Origin of the sequence: Enterobacteriaceae endosymbiont of Plateumaris rustica (genome assembly GCF_012562965.1) — a bacterium.
Classification (GTDB): domain Bacteria; phylum Pseudomonadota; class Gammaproteobacteria; order Enterobacterales; family Enterobacteriaceae.
On the sequence record NZ_CP046228.1, the window covers coordinates 206850 to 229704 of the forward strand.

16 protein-coding genes, 2 tRNA genes and 2 pseudogenes are annotated in these 22855 nt (G+C 20.3%); 10 read left to right on the plus strand and 10 right to left on the minus strand.

Translation table 11 applies throughout. From position 1 onward, the window contains the following. Positions 1-308: 308 nt before the first annotated feature. From ilvD to GJT82_RS01005, 5 genes are all read right to left on the minus strand, one after another. Entirely contained in the window at positions 309-2168 is a 1860-nt protein-coding gene (ilvD, locus tag GJT82_RS00985) for a dihydroxy-acid dehydratase (RefSeq protein ID WP_168819377.1), read from the minus strand. 32 nt (positions 2169-2200) lie between these two features. After that, the gene (locus tag GJT82_RS00990) at positions 2201-3127 is read right to left on the minus strand and encodes a branched-chain amino acid transaminase (RefSeq protein ID WP_168819379.1); all 927 of its coding nucleotides are present in this window, start codon (positions 3125-3127) and stop codon (positions 2201-2203) included. Positions 3128-3178: 51 nt separating this feature from the next. Further along, a complete protein-coding gene (gene ilvM, locus GJT82_RS00995) occupies positions 3179-3409 on the minus strand; it encodes an acetolactate synthase 2 small subunit (protein ID WP_168819381.1) in 231 nt (76 codons plus the stop codon). Continuing rightward, positions 3406-5076, minus strand: a complete 1671-nt coding sequence (ilvG, locus tag GJT82_RS01000) for an acetolactate synthase 2 catalytic subunit (protein ID WP_168819383.1) — start codon at positions 5074-5076, stop codon at positions 3406-3408. Before ilvG ends, ilvM begins: the two co-directional genes overlap by 4 nt. A 202-nt stretch (positions 5077-5278) precedes the next feature. Beyond that, a tRNA-Trp gene (locus GJT82_RS01005) sits at positions 5279-5352 on the minus strand. Positions 5353-5941: 589 nt separating this feature from the next. Between GJT82_RS01005 and GJT82_RS02505 the strand changes: the two are divergent. From GJT82_RS02505 to tpiA, 5 genes and pseudogenes are all read left to right on the plus strand, one after another. Continuing rightward, a pseudogene (locus tag GJT82_RS02505) lies at positions 5942-6088 on the plus strand (hypothetical protein); the annotation flags it as partial. A gap of 64 nt (positions 6089-6152) precedes the next feature. Continuing rightward, a pseudogene (gene purH / locus GJT82_RS02510) lies at positions 6153-6814 on the plus strand (bifunctional phosphoribosylaminoimidazolecarboxamide formyltransferase/IMP cyclohydrolase); the annotation flags it as partial. A gap of 3 nt (positions 6815-6817) precedes the next feature. Beyond that, positions 6818-6943 carry a hypothetical protein gene (locus GJT82_RS02475; protein WP_281348979.1) on the plus strand — a complete coding sequence of 42 codons (126 nt, stop codon included), beginning with the start codon at positions 6818-6820 and terminating at the stop codon, positions 6941-6943. Positions 6944-7198: 255 nt separating this feature from the next. Continuing rightward, complete coding sequence (locus tag GJT82_RS01025; RefSeq protein WP_168819385.1) at positions 7199-7948, plus strand: FAD-binding oxidoreductase; 750 nt, start codon at positions 7199-7201, stop codon at positions 7946-7948. 35 nt (positions 7949-7983) lie between these two features. After that, positions 7984-8760, plus strand: a complete 777-nt coding sequence (gene tpiA, locus GJT82_RS01030; protein ID WP_168819387.1) for a triose-phosphate isomerase — start codon at positions 7984-7986, stop codon at positions 8758-8760. Here the strand turns inward: tpiA and lysS are convergent. From lysS to GJT82_RS01050, 4 genes are all read right to left on the minus strand, one after another. Next, positions 8744-10258 (minus strand): lysine--tRNA ligase, encoded by a 1515-nt coding sequence (gene lysS, locus GJT82_RS01035; RefSeq protein WP_168819389.1) that lies wholly within the window; start codon positions 10256-10258, stop codon positions 8744-8746. The genes tpiA and lysS overlap by 17 nt on opposite strands. 20 nt (positions 10259-10278) lie before the next feature. Next, positions 10279-11377, minus strand: a protein-coding gene (prfB, locus tag GJT82_RS01040) for a peptide chain release factor 2 (RefSeq protein WP_246225649.1) whose coding sequence is annotated in 2 segments (ribosomal slippage) — positions 10279-11307 and positions 11309-11377 — 1098 coding nt in all. Because the reading frame shifts where the segments join, the coding sequence is not laid out codon by codon here. A 91-nt stretch (positions 11378-11468) separates the two neighbouring features. Then, positions 11469-11541, minus strand: a tRNA-Ile gene (locus GJT82_RS01045). Positions 11542-11605: 64 nt separating this feature from the next. Continuing rightward, positions 11606-13075, minus strand: coding sequence for a Do family serine endopeptidase (locus tag GJT82_RS01050; RefSeq protein WP_168819392.1), 1470 nt, complete (start codon positions 13073-13075; stop codon positions 11606-11608). A 205-nt stretch (positions 13076-13280) separates the two neighbouring features. On the opposite strand from GJT82_RS01050, the gene rpiA reads away from it, so the two are divergent. The 4 genes from rpiA (at position 13281) to corA (ending at position 18077) form a co-directional block, all read left to right on the plus strand. Next, entirely contained in the window at positions 13281-13952 is a 672-nt protein-coding gene (gene rpiA, locus GJT82_RS01055; RefSeq protein ID WP_168819394.1) for a ribose-5-phosphate isomerase RpiA, read from the plus strand. 81 nt (positions 13953-14033) lie between these two features. Beyond that, positions 14034-14858, plus strand: coding sequence for a diaminopimelate epimerase (dapF, locus tag GJT82_RS01060; RefSeq protein ID WP_168820032.1), 825 nt, complete (start codon positions 14034-14036; stop codon positions 14856-14858). 66 nt (positions 14859-14924) lie between these two features. Further along, entirely contained in the window at positions 14925-17075 is a 2151-nt protein-coding gene (locus GJT82_RS01065; protein WP_168819396.1) for a UvrD-helicase domain-containing protein, read from the plus strand. 54 nt (positions 17076-17129) lie between these two features. Further along, positions 17130-18077, plus strand: a complete 948-nt coding sequence (gene corA, locus GJT82_RS01070; protein WP_168819398.1) for a magnesium/cobalt transporter CorA — start codon at positions 17130-17132, stop codon at positions 18075-18077. 225 nt (positions 18078-18302) lie between these two features. Here corA and GJT82_RS01075 read toward each other — a convergent pair whose 3' ends face one another. Further along, positions 18303-19757 (minus strand): amino acid permease, encoded by a 1455-nt coding sequence (locus tag GJT82_RS01075; protein ID WP_168820034.1) that lies wholly within the window; start codon positions 19755-19757, stop codon positions 18303-18305. A gap of 373 nt (positions 19758-20130) precedes the next feature. Here GJT82_RS01075 and GJT82_RS01080 point away from each other — a divergent pair, with 373 nt between their 5' ends. Continuing rightward, positions 20131-22836, plus strand: coding sequence for a 2-oxoglutarate dehydrogenase E1 component (locus GJT82_RS01080; RefSeq protein ID WP_246225656.1), 2706 nt, complete (start codon positions 20131-20133; stop codon positions 22834-22836). The last annotated feature ends 19 nt before the right edge of the window (positions 22837-22855 follow it).

Here is a 22855-nt window from a genome sequence, read left to right on the forward strand (position 1 = left end):
TTAATGTTTTTTCATAATATAATTTTAATTATATAATAGATGGTATATCAATTAATAATTAAAAATAATAATATATTTTTTATATTTAAAAACATAATTAAAAATATAATTTAATAATCTTATTATAAAAAATATTTTATATAACAAAGATATTTTTATAAAATACTTAATATTTTTAAATTAAATTTTATAAAAAAATATTATTTAAGTATTTTATAAAAATTAAAAAAAAATTTAAAAAAAATAAATATAATTTATATTAAATAGTGATTATAGTAAAAAATTTTTATATCACTAGTATAAATTAATTATTTAAAATATTTTAATTTTTTTTTATCTCTTATTGCTCCTTTATCAGCACTTGTCACCAATGCAGAGTAAATTTTTAATGCGAAAGATATTTTTCTTTTACGAATATAATTAGGAGTATAAGCTAATTTACCTCGTTTTTCTTCTTCTTTAATTCTCAAATTTATTTTTTTTTGTGAAATAAGAAGATTGATAAATCTATTAGGTATGTTAATTTCAATAATATCTCCATTTCTTATTAAAGCAATATAACCTTTATTTGCAGCCTCTGGTGAAATATGTCCAATTGATAATCCAGAAGTACCTCCAGAAAATCTTCCATCTGTAATTAAAGCACAACTTTGATCTAATTTCATTGATTTTAAATAAGATGTTGGATATAACATTTCTTGCATACCAGGACCACCTTTTGGTCCTTCATAACGAATAACAACTACATCTCCTGGAACAATATTATTATTTAAAATTGCATTTATTGCAGATTCTTGACTATCGTATATTTTAGCTGGACCTTTAAATATCATTAATTTTTTATTTACGCTTGCAGTTTTAACTACACATCCATTTTTAGCTATATTACCATATAAAACTGCTAATCCACCATCTTTACTAAAAGCATATTTATATGATCTGATACATCCATTTTTTCTATCATTATCTAAATAAGACCATATATTATTTTGTGAAAAAGGTTTTGTAGTTTTAATATTTCCTGGTGCAGCTAAAAAAAATTTTTTAATTTTGTCATCTTTATTAGTAATAATATCATATTTATTAATCATTTCTTTTACTGTTAAACCTAATATATTTTTTATATTAGAATGTATTAATCCTATGCGATATAATTCACCTAACAAAGAAATTACACCTCCAGCTCTATGAAAATCTTCAATATAAAATTTTTTAGTACTAGGAGATACCATACATAACCATGGAACTTTTCTTGATAAATTATCTATATGAAATAAATTTAATTTTATATTTGCTTCTTGTACTAAAGCTAGTACATGTAAAATTGTATTAGTAGATCCACCCATTGCAATATCAATCATTATAGCATTTTCAAAAGCTTTTTTATTAGCAATACTTCTGGGTAAAACACTGTTATCGTTATCATGATAATATTTTTTTGTAATATCTACTATAGTTTTAGCTGATTGTATACATAATTTTTTACGATATACATGTGTAGATAATAAAGATCCATTACCAGGTAATGCTAATCCTAAAACTTCTACTAAACAATTCATTGAATTTGCAGTAAACATTCCAGAACAAGAACCACACGTAGGACATGCATTATTTTCAATTTTATTGACATATTTATCTGATTTATTTAAATCAGCTGAACTTATCATTGCGTCAACTAGATCAATTCTTATTTTCTTTGATGAAATATTTATCTTACCAGCTTCCATAGGTCCACCAGAAATCATTACAGTAGGTATATTTAAACGTAAACTAGCCATTAACATACCAGGAGTAATTTTATCGCAATTAGAAATACAAATCATAGAATCTACACAATGAGCATTAATAACATATTCTATTGAATCTGCAATTAATTCTCTAGAAGGAAGAGAATATAACATTCCATCGTGACCCATAGCAATACCATCATCAATTGCTATTGTATTAAACTCTTTTGGTACTCCTCCCATATTTTTTATTTCTTTTGAAATAATTTTACTTAATTTTTTTAAATGAATATGACCTGGAACAAATTGTGAAAATGAATTAACTATTGCTATGATTGGTTTTCTAAAATCAGAATCATCCATTCCAGTTGCTCTCCAAAGAGCACGGGCTCCTGCCATATTACGACCTTTTGTAGTAATAGATGAACGATAATTAGGCATTATTTTTTTCCTTATTTTATAAAAATTAATTATTAACATATATAATCTAGCCAATTCCATTTATCTTCTATTATTCCATCAAATAAATTAAAAAATTCTTGTTGAATTATTTTTGTAATTTTACCTCTTTTTCCATAACCAATTGTTATACCATCTATACTTCTTACTGGAGTAATTTCAGCAGCAGTTCCTGTCATAAATATTTCATCAGCTAAATATAAAGATTCTCTTAATATTAAAGTTTCCTTAGTTTTAATTCCAATCCTTTTAGCTATTTTTAAAACTGAATCTCTAGTAATACCTGGTAATACTGAAGAATTAAGTGGAGGTGTAAATAAAATATTATTTTTTACTTTAAATATATTTTCTCCTGCACCTTCTGATACAAATCCTAAACTATCTAACGATATTCCTTCATGATATCCATTTCTTCTTGCTTCATTACCAATAAGAAAAGAGGACAAATAATTACCTCCAGCTTTTGCCATACTGGGAATAGTATTTGGTCTTATTTTATTCCATGATGATATCATAGTATCAATACCATTAATCATAGCTTTGTTACCAAGGTAATTTCCCCATGAAAAAGAACTAATTATTACATCAGTATAATAATTTTCAGGAGGATTAACTCCTAAACCAACATCTCCTATAAATACTAAAATTCTTATATAAGCTTCTTCTAACTTATTATATTGAAGTATAATATGTACTGCATTCATCAGATCTTTTATTGTAAATTTTAATGGAAAACGATAAATTTTTGCAGAATTACATAAACGTTCAATATGATCTTTATGACGAAAGATAGCTGGACCTTTAAAAGATTTATAACATCTCATTCCTTCAAATACGGAAGTTCCATAGTGTAATGCATGTGCCATTACACTAATTTTTGCATTTTCCCATTTAACTATATCTCCATTAAACCAAATAAAATCTGCTTTTTTTGTTTTCATTATAATATTTCCTTATTTACTCAAATTAGCAGTAATATTATATGATATTAATTAAAATATTTTAATATCAATTACATCTATTAATTTAGATAATTGTTTTACAAGAAAATCTATAGGTCTTTTACTTTCTACAATTATTTCAAAAATTATATTTTCTATTTTTAAAATTGAATTAACTTTCATATAACAAATTCTAAATCCTCTATGACGAATAATACGTAAAATACGTTCGATAATTTCAGGACTTATATATGTGTTAATATATATTTTATATTGATTCATATAATTTCTTCTATCATATTTACATTACTTTTACCTGGAGGAACCAATGGCCAAACATTATCAGATGCATTTATAGAAACATGTAATAAATATGGTTCTTTTTTATTAAACATATTTTTTAAACTTAAATCTATTTGACTAGAATAATTTATACTTTCTCCAGATATACCAAAAGCACTAGCTAATTGTAAAAAATCAGGATTATCCCATAATATAGTTTCACTATATCTTTTAGAAAAAAATAATTGTTGCCATTGTTTTACCATTCCTAATCTTTTATTATCTAATAATATAATTTTTATAGGAAGTTTTTTTCTTTTAATTGTACCTAATTCTTGAATATTCATCATAAATGATCCATCTCCTGTAATACATATTACAGGGTCGTTAGGTCTACCTATTTGTGCTCCAATAGCTGCAGGTAAACCAAATCCCATAGTTCCTAAACCACTTGATGTAATGAAATTTTTTGGAGATGAAAAATTAACATGTTGTGCAGTCCACATTTGATGTTGTCCTACATCTGTAGTAATAATTGTATTAGAATCTTTAAGATCTGATAATTTTTTTAAAAGAATAGGAGCATAAATTTTATTTTTATTAAAATAATTAATTTTATAATTCCAAGAATATTTTTTTTTTATTTTTTTTATATAATTTTGCCATTTAAAAATATTATTAGGTTTTTGTAAATATGGAAGTATATAATTTAAATTACCTAATAAATAAAAATCTGTTTTACATATTTTATTAATTTCAGATAAATCTATATCTAAATGTATAATATATGCATTAGAAGCAAAATTTTTTGGATTTCCTGTAACACGATCATCAAATCTTGCACCTATAGCTATTAATAAATCACATTTTTGTACAGCATAGTTTGCAGCTTTATTACCATGCATTCCTAACATACCAAGATAATAAGAATATGTATTATCTACAGATCCTAAACCTTTTAATGTAACTACTACGGGTATTTGTGTTTTATTAATAAAATTTTTTAATGTAAAAATAGCATTACTCATGCCAACACCACCACCTATATACAATATAGGCATATTAGATTTTTTTAAAAAATTATTAATTTTATTTATATTTTTCTTTGTAATATTTACTTTTTTTTCTGGAATATTTTTTTTAAGTTGATTATTTAAATTTTTGGGAATAAAATTAGATAATTGTATATCTTTTGGTATATCTATTAAAACAGGTCCTGGTCTATTTGATAAAGCTATTGAAAAAGCTTTATCAAAAATATCATTTAATGATTCTATTGAATTTATTAAAAAACTATGTTTAGTACATGATAAAGACATACCTATAATATCAATTTCTTGAAACGCATCTGTTCCAATTAATGTAGAAGGAACTTGACCTGTTATAGCTATAATGGGTACAGAATCTACCATAGCATCTGCAATACCTGTAATTAAATTAGTTGCTCCAGGTCCTGATGTTGCTATACATACTCCTATATTTCCCGTAGATCTTGAATATCCTATAGCAGCAATAGCTGCAGCCTGTTCATGTCGACACAATATATGTTCAATTTCTCCATTATATAATGCATCATACAAAGGCATAATAGCTCCACCTGGATGTCCAAATACTATTTTTACATTTTGTTTTTTTAATGCTTGAATTATACATTCTGCTCCATTCATACTTATTGTTACCTCTTATATTTATAAAAAAATATATGTATAATTCAATATTAATTTTTTAATTAATATTTATACAAAAATCCCTAGATTAAATATTGGGAGTTTATTTTTTGATAAAATTAAATTTTTTTAATATTTTTAAATAAATTAATTGTAAACTAATTATATAATTTAATAAAAAATTTTTTTATGAATAAATATTCAGGGGTGGAGGGATTTGAACCCACAACTACCGGTTTTGGAGACCGATGCTCTACCAAATTGAACTACACCCCTTAAAATTTATTAAAATAATTATTAAATAATTTTTTATATGGAAGTTATATAATAATATATTATTAATAATTATGATTCAATATAAAAAAGATATAAATAATTATATTAGAAATAATTTTATTTGACAAATTATCTAATAGATATAATCATTAATAATTATAATTATTCAAATATTATTAAAAATAATAAAATTATAACAAAAAAAATAATAAATATGTATTAATTAATATTTTTAATAAATCTAATATTTTTTTATTAGTTCAAATATTAATAAAATATAATTATTTTAATATCTACAAAAGAAACTTATTTATTTTTAAAATCTAAAGGATTAAATAATATAATTAAAATATTAAAATATCTTAATTTTTCTAAATTGATAAATGAAAAAATAAAAATATTACATTCTGTATTATATAGAGAAATATTAAGCAATAGAGATATTAATAATATTAATTTTATAAATATTAATAATATTAAACTTATTGATATAGTAGTAATTAATTTTTATCCTTTTTAAAAAATAATAATATTTTTTTAATAATATTAATGTAGTAACTTGTATTATTAAAGATTCTGTAAAAATTATAAAAATATTACAATTTTAATTGATAATAAAAATTATTTATTAGTAATTAATAAATTAAAATGTAATAATAATATATTATTGAATACAAAAATAAAATTAGCACAAAAAGCTTTTTATTATATTTTAGAAAATATCAGAATATTTTAATATAAAATATGAAAAATTAATATATTTAAAAAATAGTAAAAAAGATAATATCTTTCCTGATAAAATAACTTTAAATTTATTTAAAAAACAAAATTTAAAATATTGTGAAAATTATCATCAAAAAAGTGCTCTATATTATACTAAAGATAGTAAAATTATAAATAATAATAATTTTAAACAAATACAAGGAAAAGAACTTTCGTATAATAATAGTATTTATACTAATGTTACTTTAGAATGTGTTCAAGAATTTTCGAAACCATCTTGTGTTATTATTAAATATGCTAATCCATGTAGTTTATCAAGTAATTATTCAATTAAAAAAGCATATATTAATGCATATAATACTGATGATTCAATTTCATATTTTAGTAGTATAATAGTTTTTAATAAAAAATTAAATTTAGAAACTGTTAATATTATTATAAAAAATAATTTTATAGAATTAATAGTCATCTCATCAATTACTAATGAAGCTAAAATTATAATTGCTAAAAAAAATAATATACGTATACTATTATACAATTTTAATTATCAAATATTATTTGAAATGAAATATGTTAATAATGGATTAATTATACAAAATAATAATTTAAATTTTATTAATAAAAGTAATATTAATATTGTTAGTAAAAGAATACCAAAAAAAGTGAAATAGATGATATTATTTTTGGATGGAAAATAATAAAATTTGTTAAATCTAAGGCCATTATTTATTGTAAAGATAATATGACTTTAGGAATAGGAGCAGGACAAATAATTGATTCTATAAAATTAGCTACTATAAAAGCAAAAGAGAGAAAATTTATTTTAAAAAGATCATCAATAATTTCTGATGTATTTTTTCCCTTCTGAGATAGTATTGATTTTATCTCAAATTTAGGTATAAAATGTATTATTCAACCTGAAGGATCTATAATAGATAAAGAAGTTATTTATGCTGTGAATCAATATAACTTATCTATGGTATAGTATTTACTAATATACGTTATTTTCGTCATTAAATATTATTTAACTATATAAGAATATAATAAGTTATTTAACTATTTTTTATAATAAATTTAAAATATATTATTTAAGAAATTTTTAATAATATTTAAGGTTTTAAATATGAATGATTGGGTTATAGGAAAAGTAAAAAAAATACATTATTGGACAAAAAATTTATTTACTATTATTTTAAATGCAAAAGTAAACTTTTTTATTCCAGGACAATTTACAAAATTATCATTAATTATAAATGGTAAACGTATACGTAGAGCATACTCTTATATAAATTGTCCTAAAAATGTTAATCATGAATTTTATATAAAAAATATAAAAGAAAAAGGTAATTTAACACCTTATTTACATAAATTAAATATTAATGATGAAATTATGATTTCTAAAAATGCTTTAGGTTCTTTTACTATTAATAATATTCAAAATTGTGAAAATTTATGGATGATATCTACTGGAACAGGTATTGGACCATATTTATCAATATTACAAAATGGAAGTAATTTAGAAAAATTTAAAAAAATTATTTTAATACATGCTTTAAGATATATATCAGATTTAAGTTATATAAATTTAATAAATAAATTTAAAAATAAATTAAAAAAAAAGCTGATCGTTCAAATCATTACTAGTAGAGAAAAAAAACAAAATTATTTACAAGGACATATTCCAAAATTAATTAATAATGGTTCTATAGAAAAAAAAATAGGTATTTTAATTAATAAGAATAATACACATATAATGTTATGTGGTAATCCTAACATGATTTATGAAACACAAAAATTATTACAAGAAAAATATGATTTATCTAAAAACTTAAAAAATAAAAAGGGAAATATTACTATTGAAAAATATTGGTAATATTAATATTATAATTAATAAAAAAGAATTTTAACATGAAACCATTTTTAATTATTGGCAATTGGAAACTTAACGGTAATGTTTTATTTGTAAAAAATTATATAAATAAAATTAAAAATTTTTTAGAAAAAACAAAATTAAATTTTTGTGAAATATCTATTGCTCCTGCTTATACTTATTTATATTTATCTAATATTTGTTTGAATAATATTCAGATGAATTTAACAGCACAAAATGTAGATATTAATCTTTATGGATCTTTTACAGGTGAGATATCAATAAAAATGTTAAAAGATATAGGTATAAAATATGTTATTATTGGACATTCAGAAAGGAGAATATTTCATAAAGAAACTAATGAATATATATCTAAAAAATTTAATATAATTAAATCTAATGGTTTAATACCAATTTTATGTATAGGAGAAACAGAATTACAAAAAAATATGAATCAAACTAAAGATATTTGTGCTGAACAAATAGATATAATTTTAAAAACTCAAGGAATAGAAGCATTTGATAATACTGTGATAGCTTATGAACCTATTTGGGCTATCGGTTCAGGAAAATCAGCTAATCCAATAGAAGTTCAAAATATTCATAAATTTATTAGAAAATATATTAGTCAAAAAAATTTAAAAATATCTAAAAATCTTATTATTCAATATGGTGGATCAATTAATAAAAATAATATGGATATTTTTATTAAACAAAAAGATATAAACGGTTTTTTAATAGGTAAAGCTTCTTTAACAGCAGAAAATTTTATATCTATCGTTAAAAAAGCTGAAAAGATTATGAGTTTTCTTTAATAGGTCTTAAAGTAGGAAATAAAATTACATCTTTAATAGAAGAAGAATTTGTAAATAACATTATTAATCTATCTATTCCGATTCCTAATCCTGCAGTAGGTGGTAATCCGTATTCTAATGCCTCTACATAATCTTTATCATAAAAATAATGTTGAGTATTATTATCTTCATTTTTAAAAATCATTTGTTGTTCAAATCTTATTTTTTGATCTTCAGGATCATTTAATTCAGAAAAACCGTTGGCTATTTCCATTCCACAAATAAAAAATTCAAATCTATCTGTTATTGATGTATCTAATTTATTTCTACGTGCTAATGGTGATACTTCTGTAGGATATTCTGTAATAAAAGTAGGTAAAATTAATTTATTTATTATTTTTTCTTCAAAAATAGAAGAAATTATTTTTCCTATACTCCAATTATAATTAATTTTAACTTTTAACATATGACTAATATCTATTAATTTATTAAAATTATTTAAATCATTATAGTCAATTTGAGGATAATAATAAGTTATAGATTCTTTCATAGTTAATTTACTAAATGGTTTACTAAAATCAAATTCATTATTATGAAAAAATAATTTATTAGAATTTAATATTTTTTTACTTATATGTAATAATATTTTTTCAAAAAAAATCATTAAATCAGTATAATCAGCATATGCAATATATAATTCCATCATTGTAAATTCGGGATTATGTTGTGTAGAAATACCTTCATTACGAAAATTTCTATTAATTTCAAATATTTTATTAAATCCTCCTATAATTAATCTTTTTAAATATAATTCTGGTGCTATACGTAAATACATGTTACGATTAAAAGTATTATGATATGTTATAAATGGTTTAGCTGTAGCACCACCAGGAATTATTTGCATCATTGGAGTTTCTACTTCAATAAAATCCATTTTATTCATAAAATTACGTATAATAAATATTATTTTTGATCTTATTTCAAAAATTTTTTTCGATTTGTCATTTACAATAAGATCTAAATATCTCTTTCTATATTTAATTTCTTGATCATTTAATCCATGAAATTTATTAGGTAATGATCTAATTGATTTTGTTAATAAATAACATTTATTAGAATATATTGATAAAACTCCAGTTTTAGTTTTAAAAATATTACCAGTAATACCTATTATATCTCCAAGATCAAATTGATTTATAATTTTTTTATATTGTTTTACAGATAAACTATCAATGGATAAATATATTTGAATATATCCTTTTCCATCTTTAATTTTAATAAAAGATGCTTTACCCATATTACGAAAATTAATAATACGTCCGGCAATATGAAATATTAAATTTTTATCTAAAATAGAATCAATATTATTATATTTTTTATATAAAATATCAGATGTAATATTAATTTTAAAATTATTAGGAAATGCATCATTATTTTTTCGTAATTTTATTAATTTTTCTATACGTGATTTTCTTTCATTATTAATTGTTTTAATATATATATTTTTGTTTTGAGACATAATAAATATTTTCCTATATTTTATAATCCTATTTTTAAACTAGCTTTAATAAATATGTCTATATTACCATTTAAAACAGATTGAATATTATTAGTTTCTACTCCTGTACGCATATCTTTAATTCTTGCATTATCTAATACATAAGATCTTATTTGATATCCCCAACTTATATTTAACTTACTATTTTCTATTCTTTTTTTTTCTATATTTTTATTTTTTAAGTCTAATTCATATAATTTTTTTTCTATTTGTTTCATAGCTTGATATTTATTTTTATGCTGTGATCTATTATTTTGGCATTGAGTTACTATACCTGTAGGTATATGAGTAATTCTTACGGCTGATTCTGTACGATTAACATGTTGACCACCTGCACCAGAAGATCTATATACATCAATTCGTAAATCATCCAAATTTATTATTATATTTGAATTATGATTAATCTCAGGATATATATATGTTGAACTAAAAGAAGTATGACGTCTTCCATATGTATTAAAAGGACTTTTTCTTACTAAACGATGAATACCATTTTCTGTTCTTAACCAACCAAAAGCATAATTTCCTATTATTTTTATAGTTGCTGATTTTATACCTACTTTTTCTCCAGGAGATTTTTGAATTATATATGTTTTAAATTTTTTATTTTCTGCCCATTTTAAATACATTTTCATAATCATATGTGCCCAATCTTGTGATTCTATTCCTCCTGATCCTGCTTGTATATCAATAAAACAATTTTTGTTATCATTTTTTTTTATAAAAAATTTTTGAAATTCTAATTTAGTTATTTTATTTTTTAAATTATGCAATATTTGAATTGATTCAATTAATATATCATTATCGTTATTATCCATAGCTAATTCAATTAATTCATCAATATCTAATATTTCTTGATTAATTTTATCTAAATTAGATAATATATTTTCTATATAAAATTTTTCTTTACTTAATTTTCTCCCATAATTAATATCATTCCAAACATTTGAATTTTTAAATTGATTATTTATAATAAATAATTTTTTTTTTAATTTAGAATAATCAAAGTAAACTCCTAATAAAATTATTTTTTTCTTTTATTTTATATAAATTATTTTTTATTAAATTAATTTCAAACATAATAAATTATTTTCCTTTAAAAAAATAAAATAAAAAAATTTTGATAATATGAAAGAAAAATGATAAGAAAAAATAAAACTAATATTAAATATGGCCCTTGTTGGATTTGAACCAACGACCTAACGATTATGAGTCGCTTGCTCTAACCACTGAGCTAAAGGGCCAAACATTATTTATATTAATAAATAATTACACTTATTATAATAATATATTTAATTAAAAATAATATTATTCATCAAGAATTTCAGAATTTGTTGTTAATAAGTATATATTAGTATTATCTCTTAAAATATGTATAACAATAATTAATGGTTTTGTTTTAGTAATATTTTTTATATCTTTTACAGAATGAACTGCAATTTTATTAATATCTAAAATAATATCTTCTGGTTCTAAACCAATACTATCAGCAAAAGAATCATCAGCTATATTTGTAACTTGAACACATCTTAATTTTTGATTCTTATTTTTTCCTTTATTAATAACAAAATTTTTTAAATTAGCACCTTCTATTCCAGAAGAAAACATTGAAAAATATATTACACTATCTGGGTCTTCTTGTAATGTAATAATTAAATGTTTTACTTTACTATTACGGATAACAGTAATTTTTATTTTAGTACCAACAGGTAATGCACTTATTAATGATCTTAATGAATAAAAACTATTAAATGTTTTATTATTCATTGCAATTATTATATCACCTGCTTTAATTCCACCATTATATGCAGAACTGTCTTTTAAAACACTACTAACAAATGTTCCTCCTGTTACATATTTAGGAGCTTTCATTATTTTAGCTAATTGTTTATTAACACCTACACCTATAATACCAAATGAAACATGTCTTATTCTACCAAATTTAATTAATTGATGAGTTAAATTCATAATTGTATTGCTAGGTATAGAAAAACCGACTCCTACATTACCTCCATCAGGAGATAAAATAGCAGTATTAATACCAATTAATTCACCATTTAAATTTATTAAAGCACCACCAGAATTACCACTATTCATAGCAGCATCTGTTTGAATATAATTTTCAAAATGGTTTGTATTAATTCCACTACGTCCTAAAGCTGATATAACACCAGTTGTTACAGTATTACCTAATCCAAAAGGATTACCTATAGCAACAGTATAATCTCCAACTTTTAATTTTTCAGAGTCAGCTAATTTTAAACTTACAAGATTTTTAGCATTTTTTATTTTAATTAATGCTATATCTAATAAAGAATCTTTACCTATAATACTAGCTTCATAATAACTACCATCCATTAATTCAACTTCAATTTTTTTAGCATTTTCTATAACATGATTATTAGTAATGATATATCCATTTTTAGCATCTATTATAACTCCAGATGCTATTGAATGAAAATTTGATTCTATAGTAGAATCACGATTTCCTGGACATAAAGGAGTATCTCTTAATGGAGATTCTTCACTACAAAATTGTGAATGTTCTCCCATAAATTGTTGTAAGTCTTGAGGTAAATTAAAATCATGAGTTATAACACTACCATCTACTGTTATGCTTACAACAGCAGGCATTACCTTATCTAACATTTTAGATAAACTAGGTAATTTTTGATTAAATAATTGAGGTGGTAATGATTTTGCATCAATTTTAAATGATGTTTGTGTTGATATGATAATACAAAATAAAAAATATACGATTAATTTTAATTTTTTCATTCTATTATCTCATAATAAAATTCAAATAGTTATTTTATATATTTGTTATATATAAAATAATAGCTAAAAATTAATAACTTATAATTAAGAATAACATAAAATTACACACATATAAAATTTTAATAAAATAAAATTTAAAAATTTTTACAAAATTATATTGTATAATATATAATTATACTCTTGTATTTGTTATTAATAAATATATATGTTAGAAAAATTTAAAAAAATTGCTTCTCAAGCTGCTTTAAAATATATAAATAATAATGATATTGTTGGTATTGGCACAGGTACAACAATAAAATATTTTATAAATATGTTATCTAATTTTAAAAAAAAAATTAATGGTTTTGTTTCTACTTCTATTACATCAACAAATGAATTAAAAAAATATAATTTTAATATATATAATAGTAATGAAGTAGATATTATTAATATATATTTTGATAGTGCTGATGAAATAAATAATAATATGGAAATGATAAAAGGAGGTGGAGCTGCATTAACTAATGAAAAAATTATTTCTAGTATTGCTGATAAATTTATATGTATTGTAGACCAATCTAAACATGTAAATATTTTAGGTAAAACACATCCTTTACCTATTGAAATTATACCTATGGCTAAATCATATGTTACTAAAGAATTATCTAAATTAGGGGGTTTATTAAAATATAGAAAAGGAATTATTACAGAACATGGAAATATAATATTAGATATATATAATTTAGAAATTACTGAACCAGTAAAATTAGAAAAATATATAAATTCTATTGCAGGAGTAGTAACAGTAGGTTTATTTACTAATAGACGTGCAGATATCATTATAACAGGAAATTATGATTATACTGTATCTACTATAAAAAATATAAAATTATGATCTAATCATTAATTATATTAAAAATATTTTCAAACAATTTCATTTAAAATATACAAATAAAATTTATAATACATTATGAAAATAGAATTTACTAAAATGCATACGTTAAGCAATGATTTTGTTGTTATAAATAATATAAAACAATATTATCATTTAGAAAAAAATATTATTAAAAAATTATCAAATAGGTATACAAGTATAGGATTTGATCAATTATTAATGATAGAATCATCTAAAAATAAAAATATTGATTTTCATTATCGTATATTTAATGCAGATGGTAATGAAGTAAATCAATGTGGTAATGGAGCAAGATGTTTTGCAAAATATGTAAGATTTAAAAAATTAACTTTAAAAAATAATATATGTGTTAGTACAAATACTAATATTATTTATTTAAAAATTTTAGAAAATAATAAAATATGTGTTAACATGGGTGTACCCTTATTTGATCCTGAATCAATACCTTTTTTAGGAAAAAAATCAAAAAATAAATATTCATTATTATTTAATAATGAACAGATTTTTTTCGATATTGTTTCTTTAGGTAATCCTCATTGTATTATTCAAGTAAATAATTTATCTAATATTTCTATTAATTTGATAGGTTCTTTTATTCAAAATCATAAATTATTTCCAAATAAAGTTAATGTAGGATTTATGGAATTAATTAATTCTCATAATATTAAATTACGTGTTTTTGAACGAGGTGTAGGTGAAACTAATGCCTGTGGTACAGGAGCTTGTGCTGCTGTAGCTGTAGGTATAAAAAAATATTTTTTATCTAATAAAGTCAAAGTTAATTTACTAGGAGGATATTTAAATATAAAATGGAAGGGTAATAATAATAATATGTTCATGAAAGGTGATGCTCACTATGTTTATGATGGTGAAATAAATTTATAATATAATTAATTATTTAAAATTACATTTTAAAATTTTTATTTTTTATTGTATGGTATTTTAAAATAAATGCATAATATAAAATTATTAAACAATTTAAATGATAAACAACGACAAGTAGTATCTTCAACTCGTAAAAATTTATTAGTATTAGCAGGAGCAGGAAGTGGTAAAACACTTGTATTAGTTCATAGAATAGCATGGTTAATATCAATTGAAAATTGTTGTCCAAAATCTATTTTAGCTGTAACTTTTACTAATAAAGCTGCTAAAGAGATAAAAAACAGAGTTTTAAAATTAATTGGTAAAAAACAACAAGATATTTGGATAGGAACTTTCCATAGTTTTGCTCATTATTTACTTAGAATTCATTATTTAGAAGCAAATTTACCTAAAAATTTTCAAATAATAGATAATGATGATCAAAAACGTTTAGTGAAACGTATTATTAATATAATGAATTTGAATATAAATGAGCAAAGATATTCAATTAAATATATTATAAAATGCATTGATAAAATTAAAAATAATTGTTTAAAATATTATGAAAATAAGGTAATCGATATACCAATTTATCAAATATATGATAAATATCAAGAATTATGTAAATTTAACGGTGTTGTAGATTTTAATGAATTAATATTTAAATTATATAAATTATTATTACATAATAAAAATATATTAAAAATATATCAGAAACGTTTTCAAAATATTCTAATTGATGAATTTCAAGATACTAATAGTATTCAATATAGTTGTATATATTTATTATATAAAAAAAATTATAAAGCAAAAGTTACTATAGTAGGTGATGATGATCAATCCATCTATGGATGGCGAGGTGCAAAAATAGAAAATATTAATCATTTTTTAAAAGATTTTCATAATGTAGAAACTATTTTATTAGAACAAAATTATCGTTCAACAAATAATATTCTTAATGCTGCGAATAAATTAATATCAAATAATAATTTAACTAGATTAGAAAAAAAATTATGGACTAATACTAATAATGGTAAATTGATATCAATATATTTTGCATTAAATGAATTTGACGAAGCTAATTTTATTATAAATTATATAAAAAATAATTTAATTAAAAAAAATATACAATTAAATAATTGTGTAATTTTATATAGAAATAATTCACAATCACGTATTATAGAAGAAAACATGTTAAGAAATAATATCCCTTATAAAATAACTGGAGGCGTAAGATTTTGTGAAAGACAAGAAATAAAAAATACTTTATCATATTTAAAATTAATATCTAATCATAATGATGATAGTTCTTTTGAAAGAATTATTAATATTCCTAAAAGAGGAATAGGAATTGTTACTATAAATACTATAAAATCTATAGCTAAAAAATTTAATTTAACTTTATGGAAAGCAAGTAAATTTATTATTAACGAAAAAAAAAATATATTAAATACTATAATATATAATTCAATAAAAAAGTTTATTTTTTTAATAAAATATTTAAAAGAAAATACTATTAATTATACATTACCAATAAAAATTGAAAAAATTATAAAATTTTCAGGATTATGGAATTTATATTTAAAAGATAATACTAAAATTAATAATTTAAAAGAATTAATTAATTCTTCAACTCAATTTATAGAATTTAATTCTATTAATACTAATAATAGTAATTTAATAGAATTTTTATCACAAACTATATTAGAGTATGAAAATAAAAAAAAAGAACAAGAGGATAAAAAAAATAATTTTATACAGATGATGACTATTCATGCTTCTAAAGGATTAGAATTTTCTCAAGTATTTATTATAGGTATGGAAGAAGGAATTTTTCCTAATAAATTATCATTAAATAATAACGAATATCTTTATGAAGAAAGACGTTTAGCATATGTAGGTATTACACGAGCTAAAAAAAAATTAATATTAACTTATACAAAAAAACGTTCTTTTTATGGAAAAGAAATTAATTCATTACCATCTAGATTTATAAAAGAATTACCTAATAAATGTATTAAAAAAATTAGTTATTTAGATTATAGAAAAGATTCTACAAATATTATTTGTAATAATAATGATTTCTATTTAGGACAAACAATTTATCATAGTACCTTTGGTAAGGGAATTATTTTAAAAATTGAACAAATAAAAAATAATAAAAAGATAAAAATAGCATTTACGAATATAGGTATTAAATGGATAATGTCTAATTATATTAAAATATATAATAAATGATATTATTATAATTTTAAATTATAATATATCCCTTATTATGGGAGTAAATATAATATGTTAAATGTTTTTAAAATATATAAAAATCGTTTGACAAATTTAGAATTAAATAACAGTAATTTTTCAGATTCTATATGGATAGATTTAATTAAACCTAATGATAATGAAAGAAAAAAAATTTATTATTTTTTAGGACAGAATTTAGCTACTAAACCTGAATTAGAAGATATAGAAGCATCTGCAAGATTTTTTGAAAATGAAGAAGGTTTACATATTCATTCATTTTTTTTTTATGAGGATATTGATGATCATGCAGGAACTACAACAGTAGCATTTACAATTAAAAGTGGACGTTTATATACATTAAGAGAAAGAGAGTTACCTGCTTTTCGTTTATATAGAATGCGTACTCGGAATCAAAAATTAGCTGATGGTAATCCATATGAATTGTTATTAGATTTATTTGAAACAAAAATTGAACAATTAGCAGATGAAATTGAAAATATATATAGTGATTTAGAACATTTAAGTAGAATAATTATGAAAGGACATCAAGATAATGAATTTGATAATGCACTTTCAACTTTAGCAGAATTAGAAGATATTGGGTGGAAAGTTAGACTATGTTTAATGGATACACAAAGAGCTTTAAACTTTTTAATGAGAAAAACAAGATTACCTAATAATCAAATGGAACAAGCAAGAGAAATTCAAAGAGATATTGAATCATTATTACCACATAATGAATCTTTACTTCAAAAAGTTAATTTTTTGATGCAAGCGGCTATGGGTTTTATTAATATAGAACAGAATCGTATTATAAAAATTTTTTCATTAGTTTCTGTAATTTTTTTACCACCAACTTTAGTTGCTTCAAGTTATGGTATGAATTTTTCTTTTATTCCTGAATTAAAATGGAAATATGGCTATCCATATGCATTAATATTAATGATATTAGCTGGTTTAGCTCCATATTTTTATTTTAAAAAAAAAAAATGGTTATAATATTTTTAAAATTTTCTAAATAAATTATATTCATAATAAATAAAAAATATTTATAATTATTATAATTTTTATTTAAAATATTATTTTTATAAAAAAATAATATTTTAAATAAAATATAAAATATTTATTAAAAATAACTATATATTTAAATTATTAAATTAACATAGGAAAATTAATTAAATTTAACCTATGTTAATTAGGTAATATTTAATTATATTAACTATATTATTTTTTTATTTTTTTGTAATTTTTTACATTTTTTTTAACTTTTAACCATCCTATATATAATACAATTATTAATATAAGTATAGAAATTATCAAATATATAAAATTAGGATATTTAAAAAACATTGAAATTGTTACAATTAAAAGAAAGCATAAAGTTAACCAAGAAGTAAAAGGATATCCAGGCATTTTAAACTTAACTTCTTTAATTTTTCCCTGATTAATAGCTTTTCTTAACTTCATTTGACAAAGAATAATAAAAGTCCATGCAGAAATAATTCCTAAAGAAGCAATATTAATCATAATTTCAAATATTTTAAAATGAAATTTATAATTTAAATATATTCCTAACATATAAAACATAAGAGTTATAATTATACCAACATAAGGAACTTTATTTCTATTCATTTTAGCCATTATTTTAGGTGCACATCCTATAATCGCTAAAGATCTTAAAATTCTACTTGTAGAATACAATCCTGAACTTAAACTTGAAAAAGTTGCACTTAAAATAACTATATTCATTATTCCAGCTATATATTTAAATCCTATTTTATTAAAATATGTAATAAAAGGACTTTCATACATTTTATATTCATTCCATGGCATTAAAAGAATCAATAATAATATAGATCCTACATAAAAAAAAATAATTCTAAAAATAATGCTATTAATAGCTTTAGGTAATACTTTTTTAGGATTTTTACATTCTTCTGAAGTTGTACCAATTAACTCTATAGAAGCAAAAGAAAATATTACACCTTGTATTAAAGATATTGATGTAAAAAAACCATTAGGAAAAATTTGATTATTTCCCTCAAAAAGAAAATTATATCCATTATGTATATTTACATTATTATAAGAATAATATTGGTTACAAAAAATTATTGTACCAATTATAAGAAAAGTTATAATTGCTATAACTTTTATCATAGAAAACCAAAATTCTATTTCAGCAAACCATTTAACTCCTATAAGATTAATTATACCGATAATTATTACTATAATAAAAACTATTGAACATTGAGGTATAAAATTAAATCTTTTCCAATAAGAAACATAAATTGTTATAGCTGTTATGTCAATAATACCTGTTATTATCCAATTAATAAAATACATCCAACCACATACATATGCTGCTTTATTACCTAAAAATTCTGAAGAATAAGAAACAAAACTTCCACTAGAAGGTCTATAGAATAATAATTCTCCTAATGCTCTCATAATAAAAAAACAAAATAACCCACATATTAAATACATGAGAATTAATCCTATTCCCATCTGATGTAATCTATAACCTGTTCCTAAAAACAAACCGGAACCAATAGTACCACCAATTGAAATCATTTGAATATGACGGTTTGTCATTATTTGATTATATTTAGAATTTTGAAAAGTTGAATTATTATATTTATTAATATCTATTTTATTTTTAGTTTTCTTTTTACTTTTTATCATTATTCATTCCTAATTTAATTTTATATTTATAATTAATTGGAAAAATATTGAATAATAAAATATTAGATTTTTATCTAATTTAAAAAATTTATATAATTATATAAATTTTTTTCTATAATTTTAAATAATTATTTATGATATTATATATTTATAAAAATTAATAATATTTTTTAAATATTATAAATTATAAATAAATTTATTAATAATATATTTAAATAAAATTTTTCATATTTAAAAATTTTTAAATAGTATTTTTATACAATATTTATATATAATATATTATATTATATTATAAAATATTATATATTAATTTTTTTAAATTATTATTTAGTAAATAATTTCTTATTAAATATATATTTAGAGATATTAAATGAATAATTATGATATGAGTTCTAAAACAAATTTTTTAAATACAAATATTTTTTATATAGAGGAATTATATCAAAAATTCTTAGTAAATCCTAATTCTATAGATAAATCTTGGAAAAAATTTTTTCAAATATTTAAAAATAATATAAATATTAATTTAATAGATAATTTTAATAAAAAAAATATTAAAAATGATGATATAAATAATTTATATTTAATAGAAAAAATAAATCAATTAATTAATAATTTTAGAATATTAGGTCATTATGACTCTAATATAAATCCTTTAAAAATAAAAAAAAATAAATTAAGTAATATTTTTAATTTAGAAAATTATGGATTAAATAAAAAAAATTTAAATAAAACATTAAATATAAATACTTTTTTTAAAAAAATGTCAATAATTAATATTTATCATTTTTTTAAAAATATATATTGCAATTTTATTGGAATAGAATATATGCATATATATGAAAACGAAAAAATTTGGATTCAAAATAAAATAGAAATAATAAAAAAAAATTTTCATGAAAATGAAAAAAAAAGATTTTTAGAAGAATTAGTATCTGCAGTAACATTTGAAAAATTTATAAGTAGAAAATTTCCAGGCGCAAAAAAATTTTCTTTAGAAGGATGTGATGTTTTAATTCCAGTATTAAAAGAAATAATACGTTATTCAAGTAATAAAAATATTACAGAAATAATATTAGGTATGGCTCATAGAGGAAGATTAAATGTTTTAATTAATATAATGGGAAAAAAAATTAAAGATATTATAAACGAATTTAATAATATTTTTATTAAAAAATCTAATATAGATGATGTAAAATATCATATAGGATATAATTGTAATGTAAATATAAACAATAAAATAATAAAATTACAATTAGCATTTAATCCTTCACACTTAGAAATAATTAATTCTGTTATTATGGGTATAACTAGAGCTAAAAATGATTTATCAAAAGAAAGAAATCAAAACAAAAAAATATTACCCATTAATATACATGGTGATTCTTCAATTGTAGGACAAGGTGTTATACAAGAAATTTTAAACATGTCTAATACTAGAGGATACAATATTAATGGAACAATTCATATTATTATTAATAATCAAATAGGATTTACTACTTCAAATATTAAAGATTCTAGATCTAGTTATTATTGTAGTGATATAGCTAAAATGATTCAATCTCCTATTTTTCATGTAAATGCTGATAATATAGAAGAGGTAATATTTATATTACGTGTAGCTATTGATTTTAGAAATAAATTTAATCGAGATGTTTTTATAGATTTAGTTTCTTATAGAAGATATGGACATAATGAATCTGATGATCCTTATATTACACAACCAATAATGTATAATATTATAAAAAATCATCCAACAGTTCAAGAATTATATTCTTCTAAGTTAATTATGGATAAAGTAATAGATAATCAATATTATTTAAATTTAAAAAATAAATATTATGATTTACTTAATAATGATAATTATATAATAAAAACTTTTTTAATTCAAAAAAATAAACGTAAATTAATTAATCGAAAAATTTTTAATAAAGAGTATTTAAAAAAATTACTCATTAAAATAAGTACTATTCCTAAAAATTTTAATGCTCATCCCAGAGTAATAAAAATTTTTGCAGATAGAGTAAATATAAAAAAAATTGATTGGGGAACTGCAGAAACTTTAGCATATGCTTATATTTTAAATCATGGAATTACATGTCGTCTAACAGGACAAGATGTAAAAAGAGGTACTTTTTCACATAGACATGCTGTTATATATGATCAGTTAAATGGAAATTCTTATTCTCCTTTAAAAAATATTAAATCAGGACAAGGAGTATTTTATATTTATAATTCTGTTTTATCAGAAGAAGCTGTTTTAGGATTTGAATATGGTTATTCTATTACACATTCAAATATATTAGTAATTTGGGAAAGTCAATTTGGAGATTTTGCTAATGGTGCTCAGATTATTATAGATCAATTTATAAGTTCAGGAGAGAAAAAATGGAATTATAAATCTAATTTAATTCTTATGTTACCTCATGGTTATGATGGTCAAGGTCCTGAACATTCTTCTGCTAGAATAGAAAGATATTTACAATTAAGTGCAGAAAATAATATAAAAATTTGTATACCATCAAATTCATCACAAATATATAATTTATTATGTGAACATGCATTTGATATAAATAAAAAACCACTTATTATTATTTCTCCAAAATCTCTTTTAAGACATAATTTAGCTAAATCAAATTTAGATGATTTAATAAATACAAAATTTTTTTCTGTTATAGATGAAAATAAAAGTAACATTGATATGTTTTATATTAAACGTGTTATTTTTTGTTCAGGAAAAATATATTATGATTTATTAAATTATAAAAATAATATAAAAAAAAATAATATAATTCTTATTAGAATTGAACAATTATATCCATTTCCATTAAAAAATTTAAATAAAATTTATAAAAAATATAAAATAATAAATAATTTTTTTTGGTGTCAGGAGGAACCTAAAAATCAAGGAGCTTGGAATTACATTCAGTATAATTTTCAAAAAAATTTTTTTTGTAAAATTAATTATATAGGAAGAAATAAATCTTCTTCTTCAGCTACAGGTCATTTATCTATTCATAAAGAAGAACAACAAAAAATATTATACTCAGCATTTAATATTAATAAAATTTTATAACAAATAAAATTTTAAAAAA

Coding starts and splice junctions, on each gene's coding strand:
- GJT82_RS00990 (WP_168819379.1), bottom strand. CDS start 3,127: ATGAAAACAAAAAAAGCAGATTTTATTTGGTTTAATGGAGATATAGTT.
- ilvG (WP_168819383.1), bottom strand. CDS start 5,076: ATGAATGGAGCAGAATGTATAATTCAAGCATTAAAAAAACAAAATGTA.
- GJT82_RS01065 (WP_168819396.1), top strand. CDS start 14,925: ATGCATAATATAAAATTATTAAACAATTTAAATGATAAACAACGACAA.
- ilvD (WP_168819377.1), bottom strand. CDS start 2,168: ATGCCTAATTATCGTTCATCTATTACTACAAAAGGTCGTAATATGGCA.
- GJT82_RS01025 (WP_168819385.1), top strand. CDS start 7,199: ATGAATGATTGGGTTATAGGAAAAGTAAAAAAAATACATTATTGGACA.
- ilvM (WP_168819381.1), bottom strand. CDS start 3,409: ATGAATCAATATAAAATATATATTAACACATATATAAGTCCTGAAATT.
- lysS (WP_168819389.1), bottom strand. CDS start 10,258: ATGTCTCAAAACAAAAATATATATATTAAAACAATTAATAATGAAAGA.
- GJT82_RS01080 (WP_246225656.1), top strand. CDS start 20,131: ATGAATAATTATGATATGAGTTCTAAAACAAATTTTTTAAATACAAAT.
- GJT82_RS02475 (WP_281348979.1), top strand. CDS start 6,818: ATGACTTTAGGAATAGGAGCAGGACAAATAATTGATTCTATAAAATTA.
- corA (WP_168819398.1), top strand. CDS start 17,130: ATGTTAAATGTTTTTAAAATATATAAAAATCGTTTGACAAATTTAGAA.
- rpiA (WP_168819394.1), top strand. CDS start 13,281: ATGTTAGAAAAATTTAAAAAAATTGCTTCTCAAGCTGCTTTAAAATAT.
- tpiA (WP_168819387.1), top strand. CDS start 7,984: ATGAAACCATTTTTAATTATTGGCAATTGGAAACTTAACGGTAATGTT.
- GJT82_RS01050 (WP_168819392.1), bottom strand. CDS start 13,075: ATGAAAAAATTAAAATTAATCGTATATTTTTTATTTTGTATTATCATA.